Genomic DNA, 14,621 nt, shown 5'->3' with positions numbered 1-14,621 from the left:
GAGACATGGAAAATCAAGACTTAAAACAGGAAGTGACAGACAAGTATTCTCTTAGAGGACGTGTTTTTCACCGAATAAGAGAAGATATACTAAACGGCAAATACAAAGACCATGAGGAACTTAAAGAAGTTGCGATCGGTCAGGAACTTGGAGTAAGCAGGACACCTGTAAGAGAGGCTTTCAGACAGCTTGAGCTTGAAGGGCTTATTCAGATCATCCCTAACAGAGGAGCTTATGTTACCGGAATTAAGGTAAAGGATATTCAGGATATCTATATGATAAGATCCAAACTTGAGGGATTATGTGCCAGATGGGCATGTGAGAATATCACAAAAGAGCAGCTTGAAGAGATGGAAGAGAATATCTATCTCGCAGAGTTCCATGCTGCAAGAGGCCACATGGAGCAGATGGCTGAGCTTGATAACAGATTCCACAATATTTTATATGAGTCATGTAATTCCAAGATGCTTGAGCATCTTTTAAAAGACTACCATCAGTACGTTTGGAGAGTAAGACAGCAGACTCTTTCAAGCAGCAGAGGTGCTGTTTCAAACGTCGAGCACAAATTTATTATGGAAGCCATTAAAGAGAATAACCCTGATAAGGCAGAAGAGCTTGCTAATCAGCATATGATCAATGCCTATGAAAATATGCTTGATAAGGGGCTTTTGGAGCTTTATGAACAGTAAATAATAATGACTTGAAGGAGAAATGGGATATGAGCAAAATTGTAATGACAACTCCTATCGTTGAGATGGATGGGGATGAGATGACAAGAGTTTTATGGCAGATGATCAAAGATAAGCTGATCTTGCCATATATTGACCTTAAAAGTGAGTATTACGATCTTGGACTTAAGCACAGAGATGAAACTGATGATCAGGTCACAGTTGACAGTGCCAATGCCACTCTTAAGTACGGAGTTGCCGTAAAGTGCGCAACCATTACTCCTAACAACGAGCGTGTTAAGGAATATAATCTTAAGAAAATGTGGAAGAGCCCTAACGGAACAATCAGGGCAATCCTTGATGGAACAGTTTTCCGTACACCTATCATGGTAAAGGGCATCGAGCCCAACGTAAGAAGCTGGGTAGAGCCGATCACTCTTGCCCGTCACGCATATGGCGATGTTTATAAGAATGTTGAAATAAGAGTTCCAGGTCCTGGAAAGGCTGAGCTTGTATTTACAGGAGCTGACGGGAAAGAAGTAAGAGAAACTATTCATGAGTTTGATGAGCCCGGTATCATTCAGGGAATCCACAATAAGGATTCATCAATCAAGAGCTTTGCAAGAGCATGTTTTAAATATGCACTTTCTGAGAAGAAGGAACTCTGGCTTGGAACAAAGGATACTATCAGTAAGACTTACGACAGAAGATTCAGAGAAATCTTCGATGAAGTCTATGAAAATGAGTTCAAAGCTGAATTTGAAAAGGCAGGAATCACATACTTCTATACGCTTATAGATGATGCTGTAGCCCGCGTTATGAAGTCAAAGGGCGGATTCATATGGGCATGCAAGAACTATGATGGCGATGTAATGAGCGATATGGTTTCATCAGCATTCGGTTCACTTGCCATGATGACATCAGTTCTTGTATCACCAACAGGTGTTTATGAGTATGAGGCGGCTCACGGAACAGTGCAGCGTCACTACTACAAGTACCTCAAGGGTGAACCTACATCAACAAACCCTGTAGCAACGATCTTTGCCTGGACAGGAGCTCTCAGAAAGAGAGGAGAGCTTGATGGAATCAAAGCTCTTTGCGATTGGGCTGACAAGATGGAAAGAGCAACTCTTTCAGTTATCGAGTCAGGCCGCATGACAGGTGACCTTGCACTTATCACATCACTTCCAAACCCAGTAAAACTCGGAAGCGAAGAATTCCTTGATGCAATTGCGGAGGAATTTGAGAGGGCTTGATAATTGAATATCATGATAATAGAGAGGCTTTCGCACTGATTATTTGGTGCGAAAGCTTTTTTATAACATAGGAAATTTCTTCCTAATTTGATATGCTATATTAAATATAACCAGATATACGCAGAACTAAGTATAAGAAAGAAACGTGAGCTATGAAGAATATAATCATATGCCTGATGGGCGAAGAAGATGAGATCCTTGCAAAGCAGGTTTCTATGCTTAAGGAAAGGCATAACGCTACTGTAAAAAGGGTAACTTTCGATGAGGCTGAAAGCATAATATCAGCGGGTGAAGAGGATGCATTATTCATAAGTGACGACGAAGGCTTGGCTAATAAAGCAAGAGAGAAAGGCATGAGTGTAAATAGCCCACAGAAGATGAAAGAATCCTATGAGAAAGCAATGGAAATGCTAAAAACACTTGGAAGTATAAAATGATGTTTTATGCATTGATGAGTTATGTTTGACCAGAATACTTCCTATAACAAAATGGAAGATTAATATGAGGTATATCAAAGGAGGAATCAAATGAGCAGAGTAAATTTTGGCGCAAAACCACTTATGTATCCGCAGCCGGTTCTTATCATTGCAACTTATGATGAGAACGGAGTACCAAATGCCATGAATGCAGCTTGGGGCATTACGACGGATTTTAAGGAAATTACGATCAGTCTGTCTGAACATAAGACTACTGACAATTTGGCTAATAGAGGCGCTTTCACAGTAAGTCTTGCTACTGAAGATCAGGTGATTGCCTGTGATTATGTAGGAATTGAATCAGGAAGAAAGGTTCCTGATAAGTTTGAGAAAGCTGGATTCCATGCAACCAAGAGTGATTTTGTAGATGCACCTCTTATAGATGAACTTCCTGTTGCTCTTGAATGTAAGGTAAAGAGCTTTAATGACGGCATCCTTATCGGAGAGATTGTAAATGTTTCTGCAGATGAGAGCGTAGTTACTGATGGAGCTGTTGATGTTAAAAAGGTAAAACCAATCAGCTTTGATCCATTTGCAAATGCTTATTATGGCATTGGTGAAAAAGTTGGAAATGCATTCAAAGACGGGGCGCAGCTTAAGTGAAAATGCAATTTTGATAAAAATGGCGCATTTGTGATTTGACCCATAAAAATAGCACTGATTTCCTATAGGGGATCAGTGCTATTTTTCTCATTCTGATAATGTTTCCCATTCATCATAGAGAGCAGCAAGTTTATCCTGAATTTCAGTCTGCTCGTCTGAGAGCTTTCTGAGTTTGGCAAGGTCTGTTCCAATAGATGGATCAGCGAGAAGTTCGTTTATTTCACCATCGCGGGCTTCTAACTTGGCAATTTCTTCCTCACATTTTTTGAGTGCAGCTTCCTGTTTACGCTTTTGAGCCTGAGCCTCTTTCTGGGCTTTCCAGTCCATAGCGCCATTTGAGGAACTTTGAGTTGAAGCGGTAGAGCTGCCATTTAATGAAGATGCAGAAGCTGATGCGTTTGAAGAAACACCATCTGGCTGGGAAGAAGAATATTTAAAGCTTCCGGAGCCAAGACTGCTTCCGTCATTTGCAGATGTTTCTCCAAAGAGCCTTGAATTCTGTTCATCCGCATGTTCCATGTAATAATCATAGTTGCCTATGTAATTGACTACCTGACCATGGGTAAGGTCAAGAATCCTGGTGGCTGTTTTATTGATAAAATATCTGTCGTGGCTTACATAGAGGACAGTTCCTTCATAGCCTGATATCGCACTTTCAAGGATTTCCTTACTTGTTATATCAAGGTGGTTTGTAGGCTCATCGAGGATAAGGAAGTTTGCGTCAGAAAGCATTAGCTTTGCTAGAGAAACTCTGCCCTTTTCACCACCTGAAAGATCGCCGATCCTCTTAAATACGTCATCTCCTGTAAAAAGAAAAGCAGCGAGAGTGTTACGTATCTCTGTATTGTTCAAAGCAGGATAAGCATCTGATATCTCTTCAAATAAAGTCTTTTCATCGTGAAGAACGTGATGCTCCTGATCGTAGTATCCAATCTTTACTTTTACACCAAGTTCAATTTTACCGTTATCAAGGGATTCTATGCCATTTATCATCTTGAGCATGGTTGTCTTACCGGTGCCGTTGTCTCCGATGATAGCAACATGTTCGCCCTTTTTGATCTCAAAGCTTATGTTGGAAAAGAGTTGTTCACTGCCAAATGACTTGGAAATACCTGTAACTGTAAGAACGTCCTTGGCACTTTCACTGGACGGCTTAAGTGAAATCTTCATTTTGTCATCGATGGTAGTTGGCTTATCGAGTACCTCAATCTTATCAAGCATCTTTTCACGGCTTTCAGCACGTTTAATGGATTTTTCTCTGTTGAAGCTCTTTAATTTGGTGATGACTTCTTCCTGATGCTTGATTTCCTGCTGCTGTTTGACATATGCTGCAAGCTCAGCGGCGCGCACCTGTTCTTTCTTTACTGCATAGGTGCTGTAGTTTCCGGTAAAAGAACTAACTTTTGTATTTTCAACTTCGATGATCTTACCTGCGATCTTATCGAGAAAGTATCTGTCGTGGGAGACGATAAGTACTGCACCCTTGTAGTTTAAGAGATAGTTTTCAAGCCATCTGATAGAGTTCATATCAAGATGGTTGGTAGGCTCATCCAGGATGATGAGGTCAGGCTTTTGTAAAAGAAGCTTTCCAAGAGCGACTCTTGTTTTCTGACCGCCGGAGAGGGTAGATATCTTTTTATCGAACTCTTCCTGAATAAAGCCAAGGCCCTTGGCAACACCGAGAACTTCACTTCGCCATGCATAGCCTGACTCTCTCTGGAATTTCTCATGCATCTGAGTGTACTTTTCCATGAGCTTTGTAAGGTCATCGCCTGTAGTGTGCTTCATTGCCTCTTCAGCATCTCTGATTTCCTGCTCAAGGTTTATGATATCTCTTTTTACCTCTGTGAGTTCGTCTAGGATGGTGTTTTCTGAAGTGATATTCTGGTTCTGGGCAAGGTAACCCCACGTTGTATCTTTGGAAAAAGTAACTTCGCCATCGTCGGGAGAGAGCTGACCGATTATCATTTTGATAAGTGTGGTCTTGCCTGCACCGTTTATTCCTACAATAGCAGCTTTTTCATTATTCTCTATATGAAAAGACGCACCGCTTAATATATCTTTTCCGTCAAAGGATTTGCATAAATTATGTACTGATAAAATCATTGTTCTTACTCCATGTTAAAATGCTATGCCAACACATTTTAGCATGATAAGTAAAAACTTACAAAACTAATAATAATTGGATAAATAGATTGACCTTGCAAAGAGCTATATATATAATATGAATTGATTTTTTTGATTGTTTAAAGGAGTTTGCCTTGAAACGAATATATATACCTATTGCATGGGAAATTGTTTTTGTAGTTGCTACAATAATCTGGCCCAAGCAGGCTTTTCATTTATTCTTTGCATTCTATTTTGGATTACTTACATACTTTTATTTTATATACAAACAGTTTTCTTTTAGAAAACTTTATAAAAACTTTGGCAGAGTATTAGGATTCTGGGTTCCGGTTGCGTTTACCTTTATTGGTCTTTTACTTGCAGGAAAGCTTAGAATGCTGATATCTTCGCAGTTTTCTTTTCACATTGATGAAGGTGCTGTAAGTATAATAGTTCACAATGATCTGGTTCCAACTTTCTTTTATGCGCTTATGATGATCGTTATCAAGCCTGTGGCAGAGGAACTTTTCTTTAGAAAGGCTCTTATCAGATTTGATAATAAAAAGCAGACTATCATTTTTGCTGTACTTAGTTTAGTCCTTTGTGCTCTTACAAGAGCTCATGGACCTTTGGGGATTTTGGAATGGGCTATCATGGCTCTTCCGGTTACAATTGCATATATCGCTACTAAGAACATTTATATATCTGTAATGGCTCACGTATTATTCGAGTTTTACGACAATATATATGAGGTTCTTTACACTGTTGGCAGAATCTTAAAAAGATAATGTCCGGTGTTTAATAAACAAATTTATAAATGTTTTTCAAAGGAGAGGAAAAAAGTATGTTGGAGAAGTGTTTCAAACTCAATGAGCATGGCACTACCGTAAAGAGGGAGGTGCTTGCCGGCTTAACTACATTCCTTACTATGGCATATATTCTTGCCGTAAACCCTAACATTTTGGGCACAGTAATGAATGCAAACGGCGTATTCGTTGCAACTGCGCTTGCTTCTGCAATTGCAACATTTGTAATGGCTTTCTTTGCCAATTATCCAATCGGTCTTTCAGCAGGACTTGGTCTTAATGCTTACTTTGCATATACAGTTTGTCTTGGTGAACTTGCCGGAGAGGAGAATCCTTTCACAATTGCTCTTACAGCAGTATTCTGTGAAGGTATTATCTTCATTGTTCTTTCATTCTTTAAATTCCGTGAGCAGATCATCAACAGCATCCCACAGAATCTTAAGTTTGGTATTTCAGCAGGTATCGGTCTTTTTGTAGCATTCATCGGTATGCAGAATGCACACATTATTGTTGCTAATGATGCAACAGTAGTAGGACTTGGAAGCTTCTCTGATCTTGATATGGTTCTTGCACTTGTAGGACTCATCATTATCGCAGCACTTGTACACTACAATGTAACAGGCGGTGTTCTTATCGGAATCATTGTTACATGGATCATCGGTATGATTCTTCAGGCAGCCGGTGTTTACACAGCAGCTAATCTCTTCCCAGATTTCTCACAGGGACTTCAGCTTGGCGCTATTTCGGAGACAGCATTTAAGCTTAACTTTGGTTGGGCTGCAAAACACCTTATTCAGTTCATTGCTATCACATTCAGCTTCCTCTATGTTGATCTTTTCGACACAGTTGGAACAGTAGTAGGTGTTGCTGATAAGGCAGGTCTTCTTGATAAGGATGGTAACCTTCCAAGAGTTGGTCAGGTATTCATGGCTGACGCTGTAGGTACAACATGTGGTGCATTACTTGGTACATCAACAGTAACAAGTTTCGTTGAGTCAAGTGCAGGTGTAGCAGCAGGTGGTAGAACTGGTCTCACAGCTTTTACAACTGGTGTAATGTTCCTTGTTTCAATCGTTCTTAGCCCACTGTTCCTTGCTATTCCTTCATTTGCAACAGCTCCGGCACTTATCTATGTTGGTATGCTTATGCTTATGTCAATTGCAAAGGTTAAGTTTGATGGCGACATCGCTGATTCAGTAGGTGCTTACCTTGCAGTAGTTATGATGCCTCTTGCATATTCAATCGCTACAGGTATCATGTTTGCAGTTCTTGCATGGGTTATTCTTAAGGTTGTTACTAAGAAGGCAAAGGATATCAGCCCAATCATGTGGGTAGTATTTGTTCTCTTTGCTCTTAGAATCGTAGCCCTTGTAGCAAACTTCCAGTAATTAAATGAAATATTGAATATATGAAAAATGGCTGGCGTGCTTGCGTGTATGCCAGCCGTTTTTCATTAGTTGTTTTTTTGAGGATTTGGAGAAAAGTATTAATGGGAAAAAATAAAAATGGCTTTGTAAAAAAGAAGATCAGCCTTAAAGTAGTCCTCATAGTAATCGTGGCTCTTTTTGCGCTGACAATAGTAAATGGCAGTTTCTACTCTGTAAAAGAGCAGGAGCAGGCAATCCTTACTATGTTTGGTAAGGTTGTGCGCGTTGATACTGCCGGTTTGTATTTTAAGATTCCTTATATTCAGCAGGTACATTTGGTAGATATGACTACTCATGGTATTGGTATCGGATATGTTCTTAAGGATGGACAGAACATAACTGTTGATGATGAAGGCGTTATGATAACTTCAGATTTTAACTTTGTAGATATCGATTTCTATTTGGAATATAAAGTAAGCGACCCTGTAGCTGCATATTACAACAGCGAAGATCCAGAGATGATCATGAAGAACATGGCGCTTGCAAGCATCAGAAATACTGTTGTCAATTACCCTGTAGATGACGTTATCACAACTGCAAAGGGACAGATCCAGGCAGAGGTAAAAGAGAGACTTACAACAGAGCTTGCTGAAAAGAATATTGGTATGTCTGTTGTTAATATCTCTGTTCAGGACGCTGAGCCTCCGACAGAGGAAATCGTTCAGGCATTTAAGTCTGTTGAAACAGCTAAGCAGGGAAAAGAGACAGCTGTAAACAATGCTAAAAAGTATCAGAGCGAGGAGCTTCCTAAGGCAGAAGCAGCTGCTGATAAGATACTTCAGGACGCAGAAGCTGCCAAGCAGGCAAGAATAGCAGAAGCTGAAGGTCAGGTTGCCAGATTCAATGAGATGTATGAACAGTATAAGCTTCAGCCATACATTACAAAGAAAAGACTTTTCTACGAGACAATGGAAGAACTTCTTCCTGATCTGAAGGTTATCATCACAGATGGAAACACTCAGCAGATGCTTCCGCTAGACAGTTTTAATGGTTAAGGAGGATTGAGACAATGAACGAGAAAAAAGGTATTTTAGGTTATGTGATCATTGTTGTTGTTCTCCTTGCAGCGGTTCTTGTGGGATCATCAACATACGTAGTACATCAGAATGAATATGTTACAGTAAGAAGATTTGGAAAGATCATCGCTATAGCGCAGGATCCCGGTCTTCATTTCAAGACACCTTTTATTGACAGCACCCAGTCAATTTCAGCAAAGGTTATTTTATATGATATTCCTCAGTCAGATGTTATCACAAAGGACAAAAAGTCAATGATAACAGACACATATGTACTGTGGAAGGTTGCAGAACCTCTTAAGTTTGTTCAGACACTTAATGCTATTGAGACAAGAGCAGAGGAACGAATTGAGGCTTCTGTATATAACGCAACAAAGAATGCAATTTCATCCATGACACAGGATGAGGTTATTGAGGCAAGAGGTGAGATGCTTACACAGCTCATTACATCAGAAGCCAATTCTGATATGGCCGGTTATGGAATTTCAATTGTTCAGGCTCAGATTAAGGCCTTGGACCTTCCTGATGATAACAAGCAGGCTGTATATGATAGAATGATCTCTGAGAGAAACAATATAGCAGCTTCTTACACAGCTCAGGGTAATGCTGAAGCCCAGAAGATCCAGAATGAAACTGATAAGCAGGTTGCCATCATAAAGGCTCAGGCTGAAAAAGATGCAGCGGTTCTTGAGGCAGAAGGAGAGGCAGCATATATGGAGACCCTCTCTAAAGCCTATGACACAGAGGATAAAGCAGAGTTCTACAGCTATATAAGAGGTCTTGATGCTCTTAAGGGATCACTTACAGGAGACAAGACACTGGTACTTGATAAAAACTCAGAACTTGCAAAGATTCTTTACGGAAATTTTAATTAAAACAACTTTTCTAGCTCTCTGTACATTTTTGTACAGGGAGCTTTTTTAGGTTTCTACTGATCTTAGAGAATAATATAGATTGTAAAAAATAATATTTTATAATTTTAAATGACAAAAATTATAAAAACTAGTTGATTTTCTTTTTAGTATGTTGTAATGTATTTGTGACGTAACGATAGCTTACAGTATAAGTTATTTCTAATTGGACATAATTCGTCTATTCGACGTACATCGTTCGAAGATCCCACGTTAACAATTGTTGTTTATAGGATATAGGTATTGTTTGAATAGTGCATTGTGCACGGAATGGAGTTAATTTGAGAGAAAAATACGAAACTTTAAAACTTAGTGATCTAAGGGAAATTGCGAAGACCAGAGGTATTAAAGGCGCGTCATCCATGAAAAAGGCAGAAATCATTGATCTTATGTGCGAGATGGATGAAAAAGAATCAGATAAGAAGTCTGAACACAAGGAAGAAAAACCTGTAAAGGCCGCAAAGCCTGCAAAAGTAGAGAAGACTGAAAAAACTGAAAAAACAGAAAGGTCTGATGCCCCTGCAGAGAAGGCTCAGAACCATGAGAAAAGCGGAATTCACAAGAAAAACATTGTGGTTAAGACAGTAAAAAAAGATGAGCAGAATGAGAGTGCTAAATCTGAGCCTAAAAAGGAAGATACAGCTGCAACAGCACCTGCAGAGGCTCCTGTTGCGGATGGAGATCCTGCAGATGGAATCCTTGAAGTTATGCAGGATGGCTATGGTTTCATCAGATGTGAGAATTATCTGCCCGGTGAGAATGATGTATATGTTGCACCAAGCGTGATCAGAAAGTTTAATCTGAAAACCGGAGACATCCTTAAGGGCAGATGCAGAGAGAAAAAAGAATCTGATAAGTTTGCAGCACTTGCAGTTCTTGATTCTGTAAACGGATACAAGCCTGAAGTTGCAATGGGAAGATGGAACTTTGAGAATATGACACCTATTTTCCCTAATTCAAGAATTAAGCTTGAGCAGCCAGGTTCATCTGTTGCCATGAGAATCATGGACCTTATAAGCCCAATCGGTAAGGGACAGAGAGGTATGATCGTATCACCTCCTAAGGCTGGTAAAACAACACTTCTTAAAGATGTTGCAAAATCAATCTTAAAGAATAGCCCTGATATGCACCTTCTTATCCTTCTTATTGATGAGCGTCCTGAGGAAGTTACAGATATTAAGGAGTCAATTGAGGGTTCAAATGTAGAAGTTATCTATTCAACATTTGACGAGCTTCCTGAGCATCATAAGAGAGTTGCAGAAATGGTTATGGAGAGGGCAAAGCGTCTTGTTGAGCACGGTAAGGATGTTGTAATCCTCCTTGATTCCATCACTCGTCTTACAAGAGCGTATAACATCGTAGTTCCGCCATCAGGAAGAACTCTTTCAGGTGGTCTTGATCCGGCAGCTCTTCATATGCCTAAAAAGTTCTTTGGTGCTGCCAGAAATATGAGAGAGGGCGGAAGCCTTACAATCCTTGCAACAGCTCTTATTGAGACAGGTTCCAAGATGGATGATGTTATCTACGAGGAATTCAAGGGAACAGGTAACATGGAAATGGTTCTCGACAGAAAGCTTCAGGAAAAGAGAATCTTCCCTGCTATCAATATTCCAAAGTCAAGCACCAGAAGAGAAGACCTCCTTCTTTCAAAGGAGGAGCTTGCAGCTATCAACAGCCTGAGAAAGGGATTCAATGGTATGAAGGCAGACGATGCAGTTGACCAGTGTATCAACCTCTTCTCAAAGACAAGGAACAATGTGGAATTTGTTCGCATGGTTGAAAAGCAGATCCGTTATTAAAAATATTAAGCCCATGTCATACGACATGGGCTTTTCTTAGATATTTCTATGATGATATTTTCTGATCAGCTCAGATATCGCGCAGATCGAGGAGATTCGCAATATCCCTTGCCTGCTGTGCCATTTTTTCTTCCTTCTTCTTTTGACGAAGAGATTTATCGGTTATGTGTTCTAAGTTGGCAGGATCCAAAGGATTGGTTCCGTTTGAAGTAATATTGAGAGATTTTTTCTCTGATGGCGATATATCTTTTGCAAGGTCTTCTTCAACTTCCTGGATCTGCTGAGCCTGTGATATCTCAGGATTAAGATTGATCTCCTGTGACTCTGCAGATGCGCTGTGTTTCTCATTTCTCTTTTCAGATAGAAGACCAATAAGATCAACATTCAAATTGGATATGCTGCATCCTACAGCTTTTTTTCCCTGAATTTCAAAGTTTCTTACTACCACAGTGCTTACCTCATAGTTATGCAGTGTAGCACCATATCTGAACATGACATTTAAGTGATCTCCGGGCTTTAGGCTGGTGTTTTTATCAAGAACAAGGGAAAGGCCTCTGAGCGAAATGTCATGAACGAGACAGTTCTTTAAATCGAGGTTATTTCCATTTATGGACATAAGGCCGAGTTTTTCAATGTAGAACCTTTCAGCTTTTCTGGAGTTCTCAGGCTCGAGCTTTGAAGATGCTCTTATAAGGTGAAAATATCCATATCTTGTTTTAACAGGAGTGATAGTTGTGGACATGAATCTGTAGATACGGCCATCGCGCTTGTTGAGAACCTGGACCTGCGATGGTTCAAGGAACTGCATGTATTTGCCAAAGTACTCCATTGGCTTTACAAGGAGACCAGCGGATACTCCGAATATTGCCTCTGTCATAAGGACAATACTATGACCGCCGATCGCTGCATAGATCTTTATTTCAGAACCATTAGCAATGTCGTTGACATTCATTTTGGTAACCCCTCATGTTACGTTTCATATAGTATATGTATTCGTATCCCCTAGAATTATGATATAATAAGCCCCAGAAAAAATAAAGCGGAAAAACGTTCGATTATTAAATGGGGATATGATCATGATCAAGGATAATCTTGAATTTGTAGAGAAAAAAATCTGTGAGGCATGCGAAAAAGCCGGGAGAGACAGAAGCGAAGTTACTCTTATTGCAGTCAGCAAGACAAAACCTGTAAGCGATATCAGACAGGCCATGGACTGCGGGATAAGAGTTTTTGGTGAGAATAAAGTCCAGGAAATCAGGGATAAGCACGAAGTGATAACAGAGGATGTGGACTGGCATATGATAGGCCATCTTCAGGCCAATAAGGTTAAATATCTGCCCGGCATAGTTAAGATGATCCATTCTGTGGACAATGAAAAGCTGGCACTTGAGATAGAGAAGCAGTTTGCAAAAGCAGGTATTGTGGCAGATGTACTTATAGAGGTGAATATGGCCGGTGAGGACACCAAGTTTGGACTTGCACCGGATGAGGCGTTGGACTTTGTTAAGACAATCAGTAGTCTTGAACATCTAAAGATAAGAGGGCTTATGACCATTGCTCCTTATACAGATGATCCGGAGAGCAACAGAGTCTTTTTCAAAGGACTTAGAGAGTTGAAAGATGAGATAAATGCAGCAAATATACAGGGTGTTAAAATGGACACTTTATCTATGGGAATGACGGGTGATTACCAGGTCGCTATCGAGGAAGGCGCAACATTTGTACGTGTGGGAACCGGCATTTTTGGAGAAAGAGATTATTCAAATATTAAATAAATATAAACGAATTTACACTAAAAGAGCCAGATAGTATAATGATTTTATACTATTTGACTCTTTCTTTTTTGAGGGAGCAATTCGATTTTTGAAGGGCGAGATATATGCTAAAAACTACTCCATTAAATAAGAATTACACAATAGATCAGATCAATCATCTGATTGAAACGGGGCATGTTTTTGTTACTCCTTTTGGGCTTAACAGAACAGCATATATTGTTGTTAATCATAAGCCATTCATGGTCATTGCTACCGATATTTCTATCAAAGGTGTTCAGCTTAGCGGAGCATGGTACTCATGGGAAGATCTGGAGGCCATGGGAGGCGTCTACGAGTCTGAATTTGATGCGCTTAAGGCTATTGCCGGAGGAGCGTGAACCCCAAATTATAAACAAAGTATTAAATCGAATGAATTTTGGTTACAAGCAAAAAAAATCGTGATAAAATTCATTCAATTGCACAAGTATGGCGGAGGTTTTACTTTGGGGTACGAATTTTACTACATTGAGGCCTATTTGGCTTGTTTTTTCTTACTTGGAATAATTCTTTTTAAAATTGTTAGAGGCGTTAATAAAGACCTTTCAACAGTTTACCTTGGCGATATAGTCTTTGTTACAATGCTTTATTTTATAGCAGAGATATTCTGGGCACTTGTTGATAGCGGTATCATCAGCAACTCTAAGCCTTTCCTTTATTTATCCAACATATTTACATATTTGCTTATAAGTGTAGATGCATATCTTTGGTTCATTTTGTCTGAAACTCTGCAAAAAGGAAAAATGGTAGAGAATGACATAGCAAGACTTCTGATAAGTATACCTGTCTGGGTTTCTGCGATTTTATGTGTATCAGCCTACAGAACAGGGTTGGTATTTTATGTGGATGAGAATAATGTCCTTGTGGGTGGAAACCTCTATCTGGTACTTATTATAGTTCCTTTCGGATATCTTCTTGCATCTTCAGCAAAGGCGTTTTACAGGGCTCTTGATAAGGACAGATATGCTGATAGGGGCATGTACTTTATGATAGGCGTATTTCCATGTATGCCGATCATTCTTGGTATTTTACAGGCAGTATACTGGAGAATACCGTTTTTGTGCTATGGAATTGTAGCCGCAGTTTTTTATGCATATATTACTCAGACAGAGAGTCTGATTTCTTTGGATCCGCTTACTCAGTTAAATAACAAGAATCAGATGTTCAGATATCTTGCCAGAAAGATGAGAGAAGAAGAGCCTGGGATGTCTCTTTTTATACTTCTTATTGATATTGATCATTTCAGAACTGTTAATGAAACATATGGACATCTTGAAGGAGATAACGCTCTTATCAGAATTTCAGACGCCATCAAGGAAGCATGTCAGGGCCCTAGAAGCAGGTTCTTTGTATCAAGGTATGGCGGAGATGAGTTCGTGGTAGTTGCAGAGATGTCCTACAGGGCAGAAGCTACGTGGCTTGCAGATCAGATAAAGAACAATGTAAAACGCATTACTGAAAACTATAATACCAACTATGATCTGTCAGTAAGCGTAGGAATCGCCCAGTACGACTTCGAGTCACCAATATCGCTCCAGTCCTTCATCGCAAGAGCGGATTCAGATCTTTATAAGCAAAAGAAAATAAATTGAAATAATAAGCATGCATTTAACCTGTTAAGGTTATATCGCATGCTTTTTTATTCTCAAAATAAAGAACTAACCAAATTGATAATCAATCCCCCTATAATAAGTGCTGCAATAATCGCAATCGCATATATAAACTTCATTCGTGCCATATAT

General features: G+C 39.6%; 14 protein-coding genes. 12 read left to right on the top strand and 2 right to left on the bottom strand.

The features are described 5' to 3' along the window. Nucleotides 1-5 precede the first annotated feature (5 nt). The 4 genes from G585_RS0110565 (at nucleotide 6) to G585_RS0110550 (ending at nucleotide 3,003) form a co-directional block, all read left to right on the top strand. A complete protein-coding gene (locus tag G585_RS0110565) occupies nucleotides 6-689 on the top strand; it encodes a GntR family transcriptional regulator (protein ID WP_022774889.1) in 684 nt (227 codons plus the stop codon). A gap of 29 nt (nucleotides 690-718) precedes the next feature. Then, nucleotides 719-1,924, top strand: a complete 1,206-nt coding sequence (locus tag G585_RS0110560; RefSeq protein WP_022774887.1) for an NADP-dependent isocitrate dehydrogenase — start codon at nucleotides 719-721, stop codon at nucleotides 1,922-1,924. A 152-nt stretch (nucleotides 1,925-2,076) separates the two neighbouring features. Beyond that, nucleotides 2,077-2,361, top strand: a complete 285-nt coding sequence (locus G585_RS0110555; protein ID WP_022774886.1) for a hypothetical protein — start codon at nucleotides 2,077-2,079, stop codon at nucleotides 2,359-2,361. 90 nt (nucleotides 2,362-2,451) lie between these two features. Next, nucleotides 2,452-3,003, top strand: a complete 552-nt coding sequence (locus G585_RS0110550) for a flavin reductase family protein (protein ID WP_022774885.1) — start codon at nucleotides 2,452-2,454, stop codon at nucleotides 3,001-3,003. 87 nt (nucleotides 3,004-3,090) lie between these two features. Here the strand turns inward: G585_RS0110550 and abc-f are convergent, their stop codons facing one another. Then, entirely contained in the window at nucleotides 3,091-5,109 is a 2,019-nt protein-coding gene (gene abc-f / locus G585_RS0110545; RefSeq protein WP_022774883.1) for a ribosomal protection-like ABC-F family protein, read from the bottom strand. A gap of 155 nt (nucleotides 5,110-5,264) precedes the next feature. On the opposite strand from abc-f, the gene G585_RS0110540 reads away from it, so the two are divergent. The 5 genes from G585_RS0110540 (at nucleotide 5,265) to rho (ending at nucleotide 11,068) form a co-directional block, all read left to right on the top strand. Beyond that, complete coding sequence (locus G585_RS0110540; RefSeq protein WP_022774882.1) at nucleotides 5,265-5,897, top strand: CPBP family intramembrane glutamic endopeptidase; 633 nt, start codon at nucleotides 5,265-5,267, stop codon at nucleotides 5,895-5,897. A 59-nt stretch (nucleotides 5,898-5,956) separates the two neighbouring features. Further along, a complete protein-coding gene (locus tag G585_RS0110535; RefSeq protein WP_026663928.1) occupies nucleotides 5,957-7,303 on the top strand; it encodes an NCS2 family permease in 1,347 nt (448 codons plus the stop codon). Nucleotides 7,304-7,404: 101 nt separating this feature from the next. Then, entirely contained in the window at nucleotides 7,405-8,337 is a 933-nt protein-coding gene (gene hflK, locus G585_RS0110530; RefSeq protein ID WP_022774879.1) for an FtsH protease activity modulator HflK, read from the top strand. Between the two features lie 14 nt (nucleotides 8,338-8,351). After that, nucleotides 8,352-9,233 (top strand): protease modulator HflC, encoded by an 882-nt coding sequence (gene hflC / locus G585_RS0110525; RefSeq protein WP_022774878.1) that lies wholly within the window; start codon nucleotides 8,352-8,354, stop codon nucleotides 9,231-9,233. A gap of 317 nt (nucleotides 9,234-9,550) precedes the next feature. Continuing rightward, nucleotides 9,551-11,068: a transcription termination factor Rho gene (rho, locus tag G585_RS0110520; protein ID WP_022774876.1), complete on the top strand. Its 1,518-nt coding sequence runs from the start codon at nucleotides 9,551-9,553 to the stop codon at nucleotides 11,066-11,068. 70 nt (nucleotides 11,069-11,138) lie between these two features. Here rho and G585_RS0110515 read toward each other — a convergent pair whose 3' ends face one another. Continuing rightward, nucleotides 11,139-12,020, bottom strand: coding sequence for a PilZ domain-containing protein (locus G585_RS0110515; RefSeq protein ID WP_022774875.1), 882 nt, complete (start codon nucleotides 12,018-12,020; stop codon nucleotides 11,139-11,141). Between the two features lie 124 nt (nucleotides 12,021-12,144). Here G585_RS0110515 and G585_RS0110510 point away from each other — a divergent pair, with 124 nt between their 5' ends. The 3 genes from G585_RS0110510 to G585_RS0110500 all read left to right on the top strand — a co-directional run bounded on the left by G585_RS0110510 (nucleotide 12,145) and on the right by G585_RS0110500 (nucleotide 14,471). Beyond that, on the top strand, nucleotides 12,145-12,843 hold the full coding sequence (locus tag G585_RS0110510) for a YggS family pyridoxal phosphate-dependent enzyme (RefSeq protein WP_022774873.1): 699 nt from the start codon (nucleotides 12,145-12,147) through the stop codon (nucleotides 12,841-12,843). Between the two features lie 104 nt (nucleotides 12,844-12,947). Beyond that, entirely contained in the window at nucleotides 12,948-13,220 is a 273-nt protein-coding gene (locus G585_RS0110505) for a hypothetical protein (protein ID WP_022774872.1), read from the top strand. Nucleotides 13,221-13,325: 105 nt separating this feature from the next. After that, nucleotides 13,326-14,471, top strand: a complete 1,146-nt coding sequence (locus G585_RS0110500) for a GGDEF domain-containing protein (RefSeq protein WP_022774871.1) — start codon at nucleotides 13,326-13,328, stop codon at nucleotides 14,469-14,471. The last annotated feature ends 150 nt before the right edge of the window (nucleotides 14,472-14,621 follow it).

This window comes from Butyrivibrio sp. AE2015 (genome assembly GCF_000420825.1).
Classification (GTDB): domain Bacteria; phylum Bacillota; class Clostridia; order Lachnospirales; family Lachnospiraceae; genus Butyrivibrio.
The sequence above is the reverse complement of the archived record's forward strand: the minus strand, read 5'-3'. Positions and strand labels throughout refer to the sequence as shown.

Excerpts from the sequence above, each read along its gene's own strand:
- G585_RS0110565 (WP_022774889.1), top strand. The coding sequence starts at position 6 with ATGGAAAATCAAGACTTAAAACAGGAAGTGACAGACAAGTATTCTCTT.
- G585_RS0110560 (WP_022774887.1), top strand. The coding sequence starts at position 719 with ATGAGCAAAATTGTAATGACAACTCCTATCGTTGAGATGGATGGGGAT.
- G585_RS0110555 (WP_022774886.1), top strand. The coding sequence starts at position 2,077 with ATGAAGAATATAATCATATGCCTGATGGGCGAAGAAGATGAGATCCTT.
- G585_RS0110550 (WP_022774885.1), top strand. The coding sequence starts at position 2,452 with ATGAGCAGAGTAAATTTTGGCGCAAAACCACTTATGTATCCGCAGCCG.
- abc-f (WP_022774883.1), bottom strand. The coding sequence starts at position 5,109 with ATGATTTTATCAGTACATAATTTATGCAAATCCTTTGACGGAAAAGAT.
- hflK (WP_022774879.1), top strand. The coding sequence starts at position 7,405 with ATGGGAAAAAATAAAAATGGCTTTGTAAAAAAGAAGATCAGCCTTAAA.
- hflC (WP_022774878.1), top strand. The coding sequence starts at position 8,352 with ATGAACGAGAAAAAAGGTATTTTAGGTTATGTGATCATTGTTGTTGTT.
- G585_RS0110515 (WP_022774875.1), bottom strand. The coding sequence starts at position 12,020 with ATGAATGTCAACGACATTGCTAATGGTTCTGAAATAAAGATCTATGCA.
- G585_RS0110510 (WP_022774873.1), top strand. The coding sequence starts at position 12,145 with ATGATCAAGGATAATCTTGAATTTGTAGAGAAAAAAATCTGTGAGGCA.
- G585_RS0110505 (WP_022774872.1), top strand. The coding sequence starts at position 12,948 with ATGCTAAAAACTACTCCATTAAATAAGAATTACACAATAGATCAGATC.